General features: G+C 61.8%; 16 protein-coding genes. 6 read left to right on the forward strand and 10 right to left on the reverse strand.

Going from position 1 to position 13,898, the window contains the following annotated elements:
* Position 1: 1 nt before the first annotated feature.
* The 4 genes from QRN54_RS14535 to QRN54_RS14550 are packed head-to-tail and all read right to left on the reverse strand — an operon-like array spanning position 2 to position 2,593.
* A complete protein-coding gene (locus QRN54_RS14535) occupies positions 2-1,183 on the reverse strand; it encodes a lipid-transfer protein (RefSeq protein ID WP_073512833.1) in 1,182 nt (393 codons plus the stop codon).
* Complete coding sequence (locus QRN54_RS14540) at positions 1,180-1,593, reverse strand: hotdog family protein (protein ID WP_047271582.1); 414 nt, start codon at positions 1,591-1,593, stop codon at positions 1,180-1,182. The genes QRN54_RS14535 and QRN54_RS14540 overlap by 4 nt, the downstream gene beginning before the upstream one ends.
* Positions 1,590-2,018, reverse strand: coding sequence for a Zn-ribbon domain-containing OB-fold protein (locus QRN54_RS14545; protein ID WP_030535713.1), 429 nt, complete (start codon positions 2,016-2,018; stop codon positions 1,590-1,592). Before QRN54_RS14545 ends, QRN54_RS14540 begins: the two co-directional genes overlap by 4 nt.
* Complete coding sequence (locus QRN54_RS14550; protein ID WP_073512834.1) at positions 2,015-2,593, reverse strand: FAS1-like dehydratase domain-containing protein; 579 nt, start codon at positions 2,591-2,593, stop codon at positions 2,015-2,017. The genes QRN54_RS14545 and QRN54_RS14550 overlap by 4 nt, the downstream gene beginning before the upstream one ends.
* Positions 2,594-2,658: 65 nt before the next feature.
* Here QRN54_RS14550 and QRN54_RS14555 point away from each other — a divergent pair, with 65 nt between their 5' ends.
* Positions 2,659-3,372 carry a TetR/AcrR family transcriptional regulator gene (locus QRN54_RS14555; protein ID WP_178377329.1) on the forward strand — a complete coding sequence of 238 codons (714 nt, stop codon included), beginning with the start codon at positions 2,659-2,661 and terminating at the stop codon, positions 3,370-3,372.
* Here QRN54_RS14555 and QRN54_RS14560 read toward each other — a convergent pair.
* From QRN54_RS14560 to QRN54_RS14575, 4 genes are all read right to left on the reverse strand, one after another.
* The gene (locus QRN54_RS14560; protein ID WP_285182330.1) at positions 3,359-4,831 is read right to left on the reverse strand and encodes an MFS transporter; all 1,473 of its coding nucleotides are present in this window, start codon (positions 4,829-4,831) and stop codon (positions 3,359-3,361) included. The two genes, QRN54_RS14555 and QRN54_RS14560, sit on opposite strands and share 14 nt — an antisense overlap.
* Positions 4,832-4,917: 86 nt before the next feature.
* Positions 4,918-5,487, reverse strand: a complete 570-nt coding sequence (locus tag QRN54_RS14565) for a TetR/AcrR family transcriptional regulator (RefSeq protein WP_007731538.1) — start codon at positions 5,485-5,487, stop codon at positions 4,918-4,920.
* On the reverse strand, positions 5,487-6,107 hold the full coding sequence (gene recR, locus QRN54_RS14570; protein WP_003943917.1) for a recombination mediator RecR: 621 nt from the start codon (positions 6,105-6,107) through the stop codon (positions 5,487-5,489). Before recR ends, QRN54_RS14565 begins: the two co-directional genes overlap by 1 nt.
* Before the next feature lie 12 nt (positions 6,108-6,119).
* On the reverse strand, positions 6,120-6,458 hold the full coding sequence (locus QRN54_RS14575) for a YbaB/EbfC family nucleoid-associated protein (protein ID WP_003943929.1): 339 nt from the start codon (positions 6,456-6,458) through the stop codon (positions 6,120-6,122).
* A 109-nt stretch (positions 6,459-6,567) separates the two neighbouring features.
* Here QRN54_RS14575 and QRN54_RS14580 point away from each other — a divergent pair, with 109 nt between their 5' ends.
* The 3 genes from QRN54_RS14580 (at position 6,568) to QRN54_RS14590 (ending at position 9,260) form a co-directional block, all read left to right on the forward strand.
* Positions 6,568-7,368 carry an Rv3717 family N-acetylmuramoyl-L-alanine amidase gene (locus QRN54_RS14580; protein WP_007731541.1) on the forward strand — a complete coding sequence of 267 codons (801 nt, stop codon included), beginning with the start codon at positions 6,568-6,570 and terminating at the stop codon, positions 7,366-7,368.
* 84 nt (positions 7,369-7,452) lie between these two features.
* A complete protein-coding gene (locus tag QRN54_RS14585) occupies positions 7,453-7,749 on the forward strand; it encodes a hypothetical protein (RefSeq protein WP_021332904.1) in 297 nt (98 codons plus the stop codon).
* Positions 7,749-9,260 carry an alpha/beta hydrolase gene (locus tag QRN54_RS14590; RefSeq protein WP_276117005.1) on the forward strand — a complete coding sequence of 504 codons (1,512 nt, stop codon included), beginning with the start codon at positions 7,749-7,751 and terminating at the stop codon, positions 9,258-9,260. Before QRN54_RS14585 ends, QRN54_RS14590 begins: the two co-directional genes overlap by 1 nt.
* Before the next feature lie 54 nt (positions 9,261-9,314).
* Here QRN54_RS14590 and QRN54_RS14595 read toward each other — a convergent pair whose 3' ends face one another.
* A complete protein-coding gene (locus QRN54_RS14595) occupies positions 9,315-9,749 on the reverse strand; it encodes an SRPBCC family protein (RefSeq protein WP_003943959.1) in 435 nt (144 codons plus the stop codon).
* 338 nt (positions 9,750-10,087) lie between these two features.
* On the opposite strand from QRN54_RS14595, the gene QRN54_RS14600 reads away from it, so the two are divergent.
* Both QRN54_RS14600 and QRN54_RS14605 read left to right on the forward strand, forming a co-directional pair.
* Positions 10,088-11,491, forward strand: coding sequence for an FAD-binding oxidoreductase (locus tag QRN54_RS14600; protein WP_042447764.1), 1,404 nt, complete (start codon positions 10,088-10,090; stop codon positions 11,489-11,491).
* On the forward strand, positions 11,488-12,789 hold the full coding sequence (locus tag QRN54_RS14605) for a class I SAM-dependent methyltransferase (RefSeq protein ID WP_285182331.1): 1,302 nt from the start codon (positions 11,488-11,490) through the stop codon (positions 12,787-12,789). The genes QRN54_RS14600 and QRN54_RS14605 overlap by 4 nt, the downstream gene beginning before the upstream one ends.
* Before the next feature lie 36 nt (positions 12,790-12,825).
* Here the strand turns inward: QRN54_RS14605 and QRN54_RS14610 are convergent, their stop codons facing one another.
* Positions 12,826-13,863 (reverse strand): type IV toxin-antitoxin system AbiEi family antitoxin domain-containing protein, encoded by a 1,038-nt coding sequence (locus QRN54_RS14610; RefSeq protein ID WP_007731550.1) that lies wholly within the window; start codon positions 13,861-13,863, stop codon positions 12,826-12,828.
* Positions 13,864-13,898 lie beyond the last annotated feature (35 nt).

A 13,898-nucleotide genomic window follows, 5' to 3' on the forward strand; every position in this document is an offset into this window, starting at 1 on the left:
TTCAGCGATCTGCCGAGAGGACGAGCGCACTGTGCGGGACGGGAGAGCCGCCGGTCACGAGCACGTTGTCCAGAGTTTTGGTCGGTTGATTGGTGGAGGTGCCGCGGATCAGGCGAACACCTTCGGCAATACCGTTGACGCCGTGGATGTATCCCTCACCGAGTTGACCGCCGTGGGTGTTGATCGGCAGGCGACCGTCCAGCTCGAGATTGCCGTCGGCGATGAAGTCTTTTGCCTCGCCCCGACCGCAGAATCCGTACTCCTCGAGTTGAAGCAGAACCATCGGGGTGAAAGCGTCGTAGAGAATTGCGGCATCGATGTCGTCCGGCCCGATACCGGTCTGGTCCCACAGTTGGCGCGCCACGAGTTCGACTTCCGGCATGCTGTCGATGTCGTCGCGGTAGTAGCTGCTCATCGAAATCTGTTGCGGACCTACACCTTGCGCGGCGCCACTGATGACCGCAGGTTTGTGCGGCAGGTCGCGGGCGCGCTCCGCACTGACGATCACCAGCGCCTGTCCGCCGTCACTTTCCTGGCAGCAGTCGAGCAGGCGGATGGGATCGGCGATCATGCGTGAGTTCTGATGGTCCTCGATAGTGATCGGGCGTTCGTAGAACCAGGCCTTGGGGTTGTTCGCCGCATGCTTGCGTGAGAGGACCGAGATCTGGCCGAAGTCGGCGCTTGTTGCCCCGTACTTGTGCATGTACAGCTTGGCGAGGAAGGCTTCCTGCTGCGCCGGGGTCAGAAGCCCGTACGGGTTGATCCAGTTCCGATACTCCTGGTCCGTCGACGCGTTGTACGCAAAAGGTGGCGGGCCGGCGCCGAATCGGTGACCTGATCTTTCGTTGAAGGCACGGTAGACGACCACAACGTCGGCAACTCCGCTGGAGACGGCAAGCGCTGCTTGTTGAACCGGTGCGCAGGCACCGCCGCCGCCGTGTGGAATTCGACTGAAGAACGTCAATTCCGGGATCCCGAGGGCGCGTGCGACCGCAATCTCAGGATTGTTCTCCATGGTGAACAGCGCAAATCCGTTCACCTCTTCTGCCTCGATGTGAGCGTCGTCGAGTGCGGCGATCACGGATTCGCATGCCAACTGCCATTCGCTACGGCCGGAGTTCTTGGAGAACTCGGTTGCGCCGATTCCGGCGATGGCTGCTTGCCTCGAAAATCCTCGTGTCATGCGATTACCCTTTCCACCGGTTCGAGAGTCACGTCGGCCGTCACGTGTGTTCCACGGGCGTTTTTCCCGAGAACCGTCACGGTGAGCGCCCGGCCGTCTGTGGCGGTGACCTCGCCGGTGAATGTCATGGTGTCTCCGGGAAAGTTCGGAACACCAAGCCGTAGTGATGTTTTGACGATCCGTGATGCCGGGCCGGACCAGTCGGTGATATAGCGGTCGATGAGCCCGTTGGTGGTGTTGATGCTCATGAAGATGTCGGGAGTTCCGCGATCCTGGGCCTTGCCCGGATCGTGATGCACGTCCTCGAAATCCTGAGAAGAGATCGCAGTGGCGACGATCAGCGTTCGATCCAACGGCAATTCGAGGCTGGGGAGGACCGAACCCACTTCGCAGTCAATCAGTTTCGTCATTGCACCGAACCCCGTCGCCTCAGTTGCGGCAGCATCTCGCCGTGAGCGTGCTCGGAGAAGGTCACTTCGAGTTCCATGCCGAAGTCGAGTTCCTCGTGATCGATCCCCGCGATGTCGGCAACCAGACGCGTGCCTTCTTCGAGATCGACGAGTCCGACGGCGAGTGGGTACTCGAAAGCAGGATCCTTCGGGTGATGGATGACCGTGAAGCTGTGCAACGTGCATCGCCGCGTGGATTCGACTGTGTCCCAACTGAACGAGCGGCATTCCGGGCACGCGGGTGCGGGTGGATGGCGCAGCGTCTTGCAATCCGCACACCGTTGGATCTCGAGGCGGCCCTCTTTGGCCGCGGAGAAGAAGAAATCGTTGTCGTCGGTGACGGTGAGTCTCGGAACAGCGGTGTTGCGGGAGCCAGTCTCGCTCATGCGATTACCTCCTGGACTTCGAGTTGGGTACCTGTCTGGACATCTGGTTTGAACCTGAGCAATCGAAAACGCTCTTCGACCAGTGTCTTTCCTCCCTGGTCGACGTACTTCTTGAACAGAGTGATGAAGCACCCGTGACCGAGAGCCGTCTGTTTGAACGGCGAGATCGCTTCGATGGTGAAATATGCGGTGACGTGGTCTCCGGGACTCAACTCCGCGAAATACTCCTGCTCGACGTTGGTCGCGACTACGGACGTGTAGCCGGCCTCGTCCAACAGCCCGAGTAGTCGTGAATAGGCGAAATCCTCGGAGGCTCCGTCGGCGCGAAGTTGTTGGACCTGCCGATAGCGGCGGTAGCCCGCCATCACCCAGGTCGAAATCATGGCGGGCGGACAGACGACGTCTCGACGGCCGGTACTGCGGGCGGCCTCTGCGTCGACGTAGATCGGGTTGCGGTCGTCGTGCGCCTCGACCCAGTTGCGGATCATCGCCTCGTTGACGGCGTAGCGGGCGACGCGGGGTGGTTCGGCCTCTGCGCCGATGAAATTCGGAAACTGCGTCTGCAGGCTCTGCACTGAAATCCTCCGTGAACGAAAGTTGAGCAAGCGCTTGATTTTGAAGCTAGCATAGGAATCCGGAAGTGGAAACACGCGATCTCACCGACGAATTGGTTCGAGCCGGAGCTATCAGGCAGGATTGCGCTACGTTCGACGCCGGCAGCCCGGCACCCCCGAAACCCTGCCCTGAGCAGGACCGACAACCAGTGGAGATTTCAGTGGCATCACCAGATCGTCGGGAGAAGATCCTGGAGAGCTCAGCCGAGCTGTTTGCCAGGAAGGGTGTCGCCACCACGACCGTTCGCGAGATCGGCGACGCCGCCGGTGTGTTCTCGGGCAGCCTCTACCACTACTTCAAGTCGAAGAATGCGATAGTTGCCGAGCTCATGCGCGGCTTCATCACCGACATTCAGCTCCGCTTCGATCAGGTGGAGAGGACGGCAAACGACCCCGAGGAAGTCCTGCGCGGCTTGATCCGCGAGACGCTGGTCGTCATCGAACTACACCCGCACCCGACGGCGATCTACCAGAACGATCGGGCTTATCTTCGCGACAACGATCTCCTGCAATCCGTCGACGGGCCTTCCCGCCAAGTCCGCGAGCATTGGATGAAAGCGATTGCCGAAGGCGTCGATCAGGGAATCTTCCGCAAAGACGTGGCACCGGAAATTTTCTATCGATCGGTACGAGACACCTTGTGGTCGACAACGCATTGGCCGGATCGCCAGAAGTACACCACCGACGAGTTCGCGGATCTGATGATCACGCTCTTCCTCTCGGGATTCAGGGTCGCCTGACCAGATCCGGCAAATCCAGATGTTTCGGGGTTCGTCCCTGCGGCAACAGGATCGACACCGCGAACACGACCACCGCGCAGCCCGCGCACACCAGGTAGGCGACGGAGAATCCGGTCCACGACGTGGAATGTTCCGAACCGCTGATCACGAATGCAGCGAGAATGGTTGCCACCGTCGCACTGCAGATCGTGCTTCCGGACGTCCGCAGAAGTGAGTTCACCCCGTTGGCAGCCGCCAGTCGCTGACGAGGTACGGCAACCAGAATCAGCAGCGAGAGCGTGCTGTACACGATGGCAGTCCCGACCGCTGTGATACCCAGTGCTGCAACCACTCCCCACAGCGGCTTACCGGCAACGGCGTGAATCCCGTACCCGCCGGCGAGGAACACGGCGCCGGTCAACATCGCGGTCCGTGAACCGAAGCGGTCGGTGATACGCACCGCAACCGGTGAGAACAGCACCATCGCGATACTCGCCGGAATCTGGCAGAGCGCTACCGCGACGATCGACAGGCCGTACCCGGCACCCGGCCCCTTCATCCCCTGCAGCAGTTGTGTGGTGATCAGTGTGTTCCCGAAAAACGCGAACCCGACCAGCAGAGCCGCCAGATGCGGGATCAACACCGCACGTTTCACGAGAGCACGGACGTCGACCAGCGGATTGACGTTGCGCCGCTGTTGAATTACCCAGAGCGCGAACAGCACCGCCGACGCGGCCAGCATGGAGATCACCGCTCCACTGGTCCACCCCCAACTCGACCCCTGAGTGATCGGCACAAGCAGAGCAATCATCGCGGCGCTCAGACCAACCGCCCCGACGCCGTCGAATCTTCCCGACGGATTCGGCTCGGACTCTCGAATGAACAGCACCGCAGCAAGAGTCACGGACAGCCCGATGGCGGTGGTTACCCAGAACAGGACGTGCCAATTCGAGTACTGCGCGATCATCGCAGAAAACGGTATGCCCAAAGCGGTTCCGACACCGAGCGTCGAACTCATCATGGCCACTGCGCCGTTGACCTTGTTCCGTGGCAATTCGTCTCGCAGCATGGAGATTCCGATGGGGATGACCGCCGACCCGGCTCCCTGCAACGCTCTCGCGAAGATGAGTACAGCGATGTCCGACGACAGCGCACACAACATCGAGCCGAGAGTCATCATCGAGAAAGCAACCAGAAGCATCTTCTTCTTGCCGAACATGTCGGCGAGTCGACCGAAGATGGGAGTGACGACAGCGCCGACCAGCAGCGTGACGGTCACCAGCCAGGACACGGCCGTGCGTCCAGCGCCGGTGAAGTGCGGCAACTCCGGCAGCAGTGGAACGATGACCGTCTGCAGAACAGCCTGGAACACTGCGGCGGCGACAACGATGGGGAACAGGAAGCGGGAGCGCGGCTGCGCGAGTCCCGCGTCGGAGGTGGTGACTGCAGGCGTGCCCGGCGGACGGTCGAGCGTCGTCACCCCACACCGCCTGTTCTCACTAGGTAAATATCCGTTCACCTACATTAGGTGAACGGATATTTACCTAGCAAGAATTGTGACGCCGCTCACCCGTCGAGCAGCTTTTGCACCAGCGGTGCGTACAGCGCAACCACCTCGTCCTGGGTGCCGGTGGCATGGCCGGCCATCATCCGTCGGCGCATGATCGCCACTCCGACCACCATCGACATCGCCAGTTCCGCGCGCAATCTCGCGTCGGGGCCGGACAGGCGAGCGGCGAGGGTGTCGATCATCTGCGTCGAATAGTTCTCGCGCAGCTTGCGGTTGCTCTCTTCACTGACGCCGCTCATGAACAACAAGCTCATGGACAGCGGCTTGTACGACTCCAGCGGCTTGGTGAACAGCGAGACCATGCGCTCGCCGAGCGAGTCGTTCGGGGCGTCGAAGACCGTGACCGCCGCTGCCCGGAAGTCGACCAACTCGTCGTACAACTGCTCTTTGGAACCGAAGTACTTGATGATCAGAGGCGCGCTGACGCCTGCGTCTTCGGCGATGTCCTTGAGCGTGATTTCGCGGTACGGCCGAGTCGCGAATGCTTTCCCGGCCGACGCGATGATCTGCGCACGCGTCTGCTCGGACGTACGACGCACCTGCTGACCTTGCTCCGTGCCGCTCATCAAGCGTTCCGCGACAATTCACGACGGCCGGACAATGCGCGACCCAGCGTCAACTCGTCTGCGAATTCGAGATCGCCACCCATCGGAAGACCCGAAGCCAACCGAGACACCGTCAGCCCCGGAATGTCTCGCATCATGCGAACGAGATAGGTAGCTGTCGCCTCACCTTCCGTGTTGGGGTCGGTGGCGATGATGACCTCGGACACGTCGACGCCGTCCTCCTGATTTGCGATGCGAGCCAACAACTCCCGGATACGCAACTGGTCAGGCCCGATCCCCGAGAGCGGATTGAGCGCACCGCCGAGCACGTGATAACGACCCTTGAACTCACGGGTGCGCTCGACGGCCTGGACGTCCTTCGGTTCCTCCACGACGCAGATCACCGTGCGATCGCGACGTGCGTCGGCGCAGATGCGGCACTTCTCCTGATCGGAGACAGTTCCGCACACCGTGCAGAACTGAACGCCGTCACGGATGCGCTGCAATGCATTTTTCAAACGGTCGATCTCGGGAGGCTCCACGGAGAGCAGGTGAAAAGCGATGCGTTGAGCGCTCTTCGGCCCGACTCCGGGAAGCTTCCCGAGTTCGTCGATCAGATCCTGAACCGGACCTTCGTACACGCGTTCTCGTTTCTAGAAGCCGGGGAGACCGGGAAGGCCTCCGCCGAGTCCGCCGGCCAACGGGCCGAGCTTCTCAGCAGCGACTTCCTGTGCCTTACGCGAAGCGTCCTCGATCGCGCCGATCACCAGATCCTGCAGCGTCTCGACATCTTCGGGGTCGACGACCTTGGGATCGATCTGCAGACCGACAACCTCGCCGGTGCCCTTGACCGTGGCGACAACCAGTCCGCCACCGGCCTGACCGGTCACTTCGGCCTGAGCCATTTCCTGCTGCGCCGCCATCAATTGCTGCTGCATCTGCTGAGCCTGAGCCAACAGAGCAGACATGTCGGGTGCTCCACCTGGTTGCACGAGCGGTCCTTTCTACAGAGTTATCCCCACCAGCGTAGTCGGTGCGCGCTACCGTGAGCGGGTGCGCCGGAACCAGTCAGACACCGTAAAACCGTCAAGAGGGTCAAACATGGCATCACGTGTGTTCCGCTCCACTGCCCTGATCGCCATGGTCGGGGCCGGGCTTCTGAGCGCTGCGTGCACGATTCCGACCGAGACTGCCGAGGCCACGACTTCGGTCGAGGTGTCTCCGCTGAGCACTGTCGCCGCTGACGTCCCCGCTGCGCTCACCGGCAAGGTCGTCTTCCTCGATCCCGGGCACAGCGGGGCGAACGACGACAGCATCAACACCCAGGTCCCCACGGGCCGCGGCGGCACCAAGAACTGCCAGACCACCGGCACCAACACCGATGCCGGGTTCCCCGAGCACACCTTCAACTGGGAAGTCGCGAGCCTGGTCAAGAGCGAACTCGAAGGCCAAGGCGCCACAGTGGTCCTGAGTCGACCGGACGACATCAGCGTCGGATCTTGCGTCGACGCACGCGCCGAAGCTGCCAATTCCTCCGGCGCCGACGTAGTGGTGAGCATTCACGCGGACGGCGCAGCAGCCGGAGCCGAGGGCTTCCACGTCTGCTACTCCGCGCCCCCGCTGAACGCGGTGCAGGCCGGCCCGTCCGTCACCTTTGCCGAAACCATGCGCGACTCACTCGTCACAGCCGGACTCACCCCGTCGACCTACATCGGTGACGACGGGCTGGCACCACGCGCCGATCTGACGGGACTCAATCTGTCGCAGCGGCCGTCGATTCTGGTCGAACTCGGCAACATGCGAAATGCCGACGAGGCAGCGCGCATGACGAGCCCGGACGGTCAGCAGGAATATGCGTCCGCCGTCACCAGCGGAGTCACGGCCTTCCTCACAACCCCCTGACCTGTCTTCTGTGGAGAAATTCCACTTGTCCACAGGTATGTCGGCACCGCCGAAGTAGCCCGCTCACCTGGATACGGTTCTGCCATGGGGCCGATACTTCAGGTAGATTTCGCTGCTCTGCAGCAACTTTCAGCTGATCTGTCTCGAATTGCGGATCAGATCTCGGGGATCGATTCCGCCGGCCCGATTTTCGAAGCCGCGGCGGCCCTGAACTCGTCCGCTGTCGCGGCTGTGTCGACTGGGAATGCCGGCGTCATCGCCGACGCGTACCGGCACCTGGCTACGCAATTGGGACTCATGGCGTCGGGAACCGCTGCCGCAGCACGTCTGTACGACGCTGCCGAGGGCGAAGTGGTGTCCGAACTGCGCGGAGCCTACTGATGCGGCCCACCGTCTCTCAGCTTCGAACGTGGTCACCGGAGAAATTGCTCACAAGCGCTTCGGAACTGATCGACATCGACCGGCAGATCGAAGCTCTCGGCAATGACGCCGGACGCAGCATCGACGCCGTCCGCGAATTCTGGCAGGGACAAGCGTCGAGCGCGGCGGCAGTGCAGTGGTCTGGCATCTCGCTTTCCTCGTCGCGGCTGTCGATTGCATTTCGCGTAGTTGCGGATCTGTATGGCGGAGCGGCCAATACGATCGGTGCGGCGCGAAAATCAGTTCTGGACCTGGTCGAGGAGGCGACTCTCGAACACGGCTTGACGGTGTCAGACAGTGGAGCGGTATCGGCACCTGAGACGAAGCAGCCGTGGAATCTGGCCGACGCCATGCAAGATTCCGAAAACGACACGGCTGCAAAGGTTTTTCAGCAGAAGATCTCCACTGCATTGACGGCACTCGACGACGAAGACAACCGGGCCGCGACTGCTCTGGGTGCGGCATTCCGAGAGATCGGATCACTCCTTGGCAATCAGCCTGATCGCCTCGACCGCACTGTCCTCGACATCCTCGACGGGAGGTCGACACTCCCCGGGACACCAACGGAGCTACACCGACTCTGGGAATCGCTCACGCCCAACGAGAAAGACGCGTTGGCGAGGTGGGATCCGTCCATCGGTAGCCGGGACGGCCTTCCCGCTCTCGACCGGGACTACTACAACCGGCGGTACCTCTCTGCGCTCGAGCAGTTGCCGGATCGAACGGTCGCTGCCGGATACACGGCCGTGCGCGGCGAACTTCGACCGGACACGTTCCTTCTCTCGGTCACTGATGGGCATGCCGTCGTGGCAGTCGGTAATCCCGATGCCGCCGGCAACGTCGCAACACTGGTTCCCGGAACCGGCTCCGGGCTGTCGGGCGTCGGCGGAGACCTGCAACGAACCAAGGCCATGTACGACGCGGCGGTCAGGGCGGCGCCAACGGAAGCCACATCAGTGATCCTGTGGTCCGGATACGACGCTCCCCCAGGCATTCCCGACGCAGCCTCGGATCGGTACGCCGACTCCGCAGCGCCGAGGCTCGACGGCTTCCAGGACGGGTTACGAACCTCGCATGACGGTCCGCCTTCGCACAACGTGGTGATCGGTCATTCCTACGGCAGCACCGTGATCGGTGCTGCGACTACCCGTGGCGCTTCTCTCGACGTCGACGAACTGGTTTTTGTCGCAAGCCCCGGCGTCGATGCCGAGCGCGTGAACGAACTGAGCCTGGACGGCGTCGACTCGGACGAGGTGGCTCACCATGTTCATTCGACGACGGCCTTCTGGGATCCGGTCCAATTGATCCCCAAGATCCTCGGAGTCCACGGGTTCGACCCGTCGGATCCGGAATTCGGCGCGCAGGTATTCACCGGATCTCCCGGGGAGCCTGGGTTCGGAGTTCACAGCGATTACTGGGAAAGCGGAAACCCCGCACTCACCGAATTCGGACGGATCATTACCGGCCCGTGAAAGAAGGCGCCGTACCGGTGAAGGTACGACGCCATCTCGGTGATGCAGGATCGGTTAGACGAGTTCGCGCTTGAGGTTGTCCAGGACCTGGGCCTGGATGCGCTGCAGACCCTTCGGAGCGAACGTGCGCTCGAAGAAGCCGCCGATACCGGTGGCACCCTGCCACTGGGTGAGCGTCGTCACCGTCGTTCCGGTGCCGTTGGGGGCAACGGTCCAGGTGGTGACGAGGCTGGAGTTCGCGTCCTTCTCGGTGATGACGTTGCCGTCGACCGTCACTGTCGCCTTGACGTTGCGCGAGCGCTTTTCCGTCGCCTTGAGCGTCCACTGCGCGACGGTTCCGTCACCCTGGCCACCTTCGACGACCTTGTAGTCGAGGTACTGCTCGGACAGGATTCGCGGGCGAACCGTCTCGTAGTCCGAGAGCGCCGCGAGCACCTTGTCGGGTGCTGCTGTGACGACTGTCGAACTCATTGCATTGACCTGACCCATATGCCCTACGTCTCCTTGCTCGACCAACGCGGCTCGATACCGCGAATGACTACCCGAATCCGCACCTCGAACTGCGCAGATATTCCTTTCCATACTGCCTGCTGCGCCCGGGTATCTCGACCATCTACCCATTCCGTGTGAGCTGGTTCACCACTCGGAGCATTTACCGAGTTCGATTGCAACAACTCGATCAAATTCGGGCATTAATACCCCTCCGGATAGCTTGCACACGCAACTACCGATAGCGTCAGGGTGTGACTCTCTCGTTCAATGGGGTAGTTCAGAAGTTAGATCGAATCCGGACAAAGCAAGGCCCGGGTTCCGATGCTGCGCGTGAAATGGGGTTCGAGCAGCACAGAGAAGGCGTCGAACGCCTACTCGCGTCATACCGCGCCATTCCCGCCGATGCTTCTGTACGCCTGGCAAAGAAGACATCCAATCTGTTCCGCGCTCGCGCCAAGACGTCGGCCCCCGGCCTCGACGTCAGCGGTCTGGCAGGTGTCATCGCCGTCGATGCGCAAGCGCGCACAGCCGACGTCGCCGGCATGTGCACGTATGAGGACCTCGTCGACGCGACGCTGCCCTACGGGCTGGCGCCCCTGGTCGTGCCTCAACTCAAGACCATCACCCTGGGCGGTGCGGTGACCGGCCTGGGCATCGAGTCCACCTCGTTCCGCAACGGCCTGCCGCACGAGTCGGTACTCGAAATCGACGTACTGACCGGAAGCGGCGAGATCATCACCGCAACACCGGACGGCGAACACGCCGAACTGTTCTTCGGTTTCCCCAATTCCTACGGCACCCTTGGCTATTCGACGCGATTGAAGATCGCACTCGAACCCGTCAAGAAGTACGTCGCCTTGCGCCACGTGCGCTTCGATTCGTTGAAGAAACTCGAAGAAACGATGGATCGCATCGTCACCGAGCGCGAGTACGACGGGATCGCCGTCGACTATCTCGACGGGGTGGTCTTCACCGATTCCGAGAGCTACCTCACACTCGGCGCGCAAACCGACGAGGAAGGCCCGGTCAGCGATTACACCGACCAGGACATCTTCTACCGGTCGATCCAGCATTCGTCACTCACCCAGCCCAAGACGGATCGCTTGACCATTCGCGACTACCTGTGGCGCTGGGACACCGACTGGTTCTGGTGCTCACGAGCTTTCGGTGCACAGAACCCGAAGATCCGGCGCTTCTGGCCCAAGCAGTACCTGCGCAGCAGCTTCTACTGGAAGCTGATCGCCCTCGACCACAAGTACGACATCGGAGATCGCCTCGAAAAGCGCAAGGGCAAGCCCCCGCGCGAACGCGTCGTCCAGGACGTCGAGGTACCCATCGAACGAACCGCGGACTTCGTCTCGTGGTTCCTCGAGGAAATCCCGATCGAACCACTGTGGTTGTGCCCGTTGCGTCTTCGCGAGCCAAGCCCTGCCGCCGCTTCTGCATCACGGCCGTGGCCCCTCTACCCCCTCGAACCCAAGCGCACCTACGTCAACATCGGCTTCTGGTCTTCGGTGCCGATCGTTCCTGGTGAGCGCGAGGGGGCAGCAAATCGACTGATCGAAGAAAAGGTCAGCGATTTCGACGGACACAAATCGCTCTACTCCGACTCCTACTACTCGAAGGAAGACTTCGAGGAGCTGTACTACGGCGGCGACCGGTACATCGGACTCAAGGAACGCTACGACCCGAAATCCCGTTTATTGGATCTATTCTCTAAGGCGGTGCAACGTAAATGACCACGTTCAAAGACTCCAAAAGCCAGGACAAGCTCTCTATTGCCGAGATTCTCGAGACGCTTTCCGACGGCATGCTGCCGCTTCGATTCACCGCGTACGACGGCAGCACCGCCGGCCCCGAAGATGCCGACTACGGACTGCACCTCAAGTCGACTCGCGGAACCACTTATCTCGCAACGGCGCCCGGCGATCTCGGCATGGCCCGCGCGTACGTCTCCGGCGATCTCGAAGCCGAGGGTGTCCACCCCGGTGATCCGTACGAGATCCTGCGCATCATGGGTGACGAACTCCACCTCAAGCGCCCGTCCGCACTGACGCTCGCCAGCATCACGCGCTCCCTGGGCTGGGATCTGTTGCGGCCCATCGCCCCGCCGCCCCAGGAACATCTCCCACGGTGGCGTCGCGTCGCAGAAGGACTGCGTTACTCCAAGACTCGTGACGCCGAAGTCATCCATCACCACTACGACGTCTCCAACACCTTCTACGAGTACGTCCTCGGCCCGTCCATGACGTACACCTGTGCCGCTTACGACAATGCGGAACAGACGCTCGAAGAAGCCCAGGAGAACAAGTACCGCCTGGTGTTCGAGAAGCTCGGACTCCAGAAGGGTGATCGACTTCTCGACATCGGCTGCGGCTGGGGCTCGATGGTCCGCTACGCGGCCAGGCGCGGCGTCAAGGTGATCGGCGTGACTCTCTCTCGCGAGCAAGCGGATTGGGCACAGAAGGCCATCGAGGACGAGGGCCTCGCCGATCTCGCCCAGGTCCGTTTCTCCGACTACCGCGACGTGGCCGAGACCGGATTCGACGCAGTGTCCTCCATCGGCCTGACCGAGCACATCGGCGTCGGAAACTACCCGGCGTACTTCGAGTTCCTCAAGGGCAAGCTGCGTGAGGGTGGGCGTCTGCTCAACCACTGCATCACCCGTCCGGACAACCGAAGCAGCGCCAAGGCAGGCGGATTCATCGACCGGTACGTCTTCCCCGACGGGGAGCTCACCGGTTCGGGTCGCATCATCTCCGAGATCCAGAACGTCGGCCTCGAGGTGCGTCACGAAGAGAACCTTCGCGAGCACTACGCACTGACGCTCGCCGGATGGTGCCAGAATCTCGTCGACAACTGGGACGCCTGCGTCGCCGAGGTCGGCGAAGGAACCGCCCGCGTCTGGGGCCTGTACATGGCCGGCTCACGACTCGGGTTCGAGCGCAATGTCGTTCAGCTGCACCAGGTTCTGGCCGTCAAGCTCGGCCCCAAGGGTGAGGCGCATGTGCCGCTTCGCCCGTGGTGGAAGGCCTAGGGGCAAAGCCCCTGTGCGCCTTTTTGGTAGTCGGCACTACCAAAAAGGCGCACAGGTGCCGCAGGCACCCGACTGCGTCCTCACCCAACCTCCCCGCTGCAAGACCGTCTCCACCTCGTGCGCAACCTGGCACGGGGTCTTCATCACCTCGTCGAATCCGTAGACCAACCGCGGACGACCTGCCAGCTCTGCCGCATTGTCACGGCGGCGATCACGAAATGCCACTTCTGCCATGGAATGCGCCCACCGACCGTCGAGACGCACGATCAGCGGCACACTGACTTCGCTGTAGTCGCAATCCTCGTACAGCGTGCGGCCGTCGACGCGGACCGGAGACTGGCGTCTGGCCGACGGCAACCCGTGCGCCTGCTCCACGTCGACCGCATAGTGGTATTCGAGCGTTGACTGCACCCCGTCTGCCAGGAGTCGTACCGCATCGGAAAGCGCACCCTTGAATCGATGTGGTGTTCGTTCGTCAATCCGACGACGCACATCGTTCAACGGAATTCGCGCATTTGTCACTGTGGTGATGAGTGAAACGTAGGCGCTTCGCGCTGTGGATTCGGCGGTCGCAAGATCAATCGCGGTATCCGCCCGCGACGTTCGAGGTATGACTGACGGCACGCCGATGTATCGGTGGGCTCGGGATCGGTGGACGACTACCCCGGGGTGAACCACGCCACCCACTCTGACAAGTGCACCCGACGTTCGCACTGGAACTCGGCGGATTGTCGCGGACTGACAGCGAGCGGACTTGCCGTAGGGCACGGTGACATGGACTGGCTTGTCTGCGTCGATGCGACGCATTCCCCATTCCTCAGCTGCAGTGTCGTGGCTCAGAATCGCTTGCGGGCCACCATAAAGCCAAGCGGCGTTCAAGATCATTTCTCTGGTGAGCGGGCCAGCGGTCACTGCATACACGCCTTGTAGAACGCGCTGCCATTCGCCGCGGTCCAGAAAGTTCCGCAGCATCCCTCGGTTGTATCCGAATGACGAGAGTTGCTGTTGCCGTACCAGACCGGATTGCGCATCGAGAATCCGGAGAAACTCGCTTCCACCATGAGACGTAGTCATGGCACCAAGCGTCAGGCCGAACTCCGACAGGACTG

It is taken from the genome of Rhodococcus sp. MEB032, assembly GCF_030208925.1.
GTDB classification, from domain to species: Bacteria; Actinomycetota; Actinomycetes; order Mycobacteriales; family Mycobacteriaceae; genus Rhodococcus_F; species Rhodococcus_F qingshengii.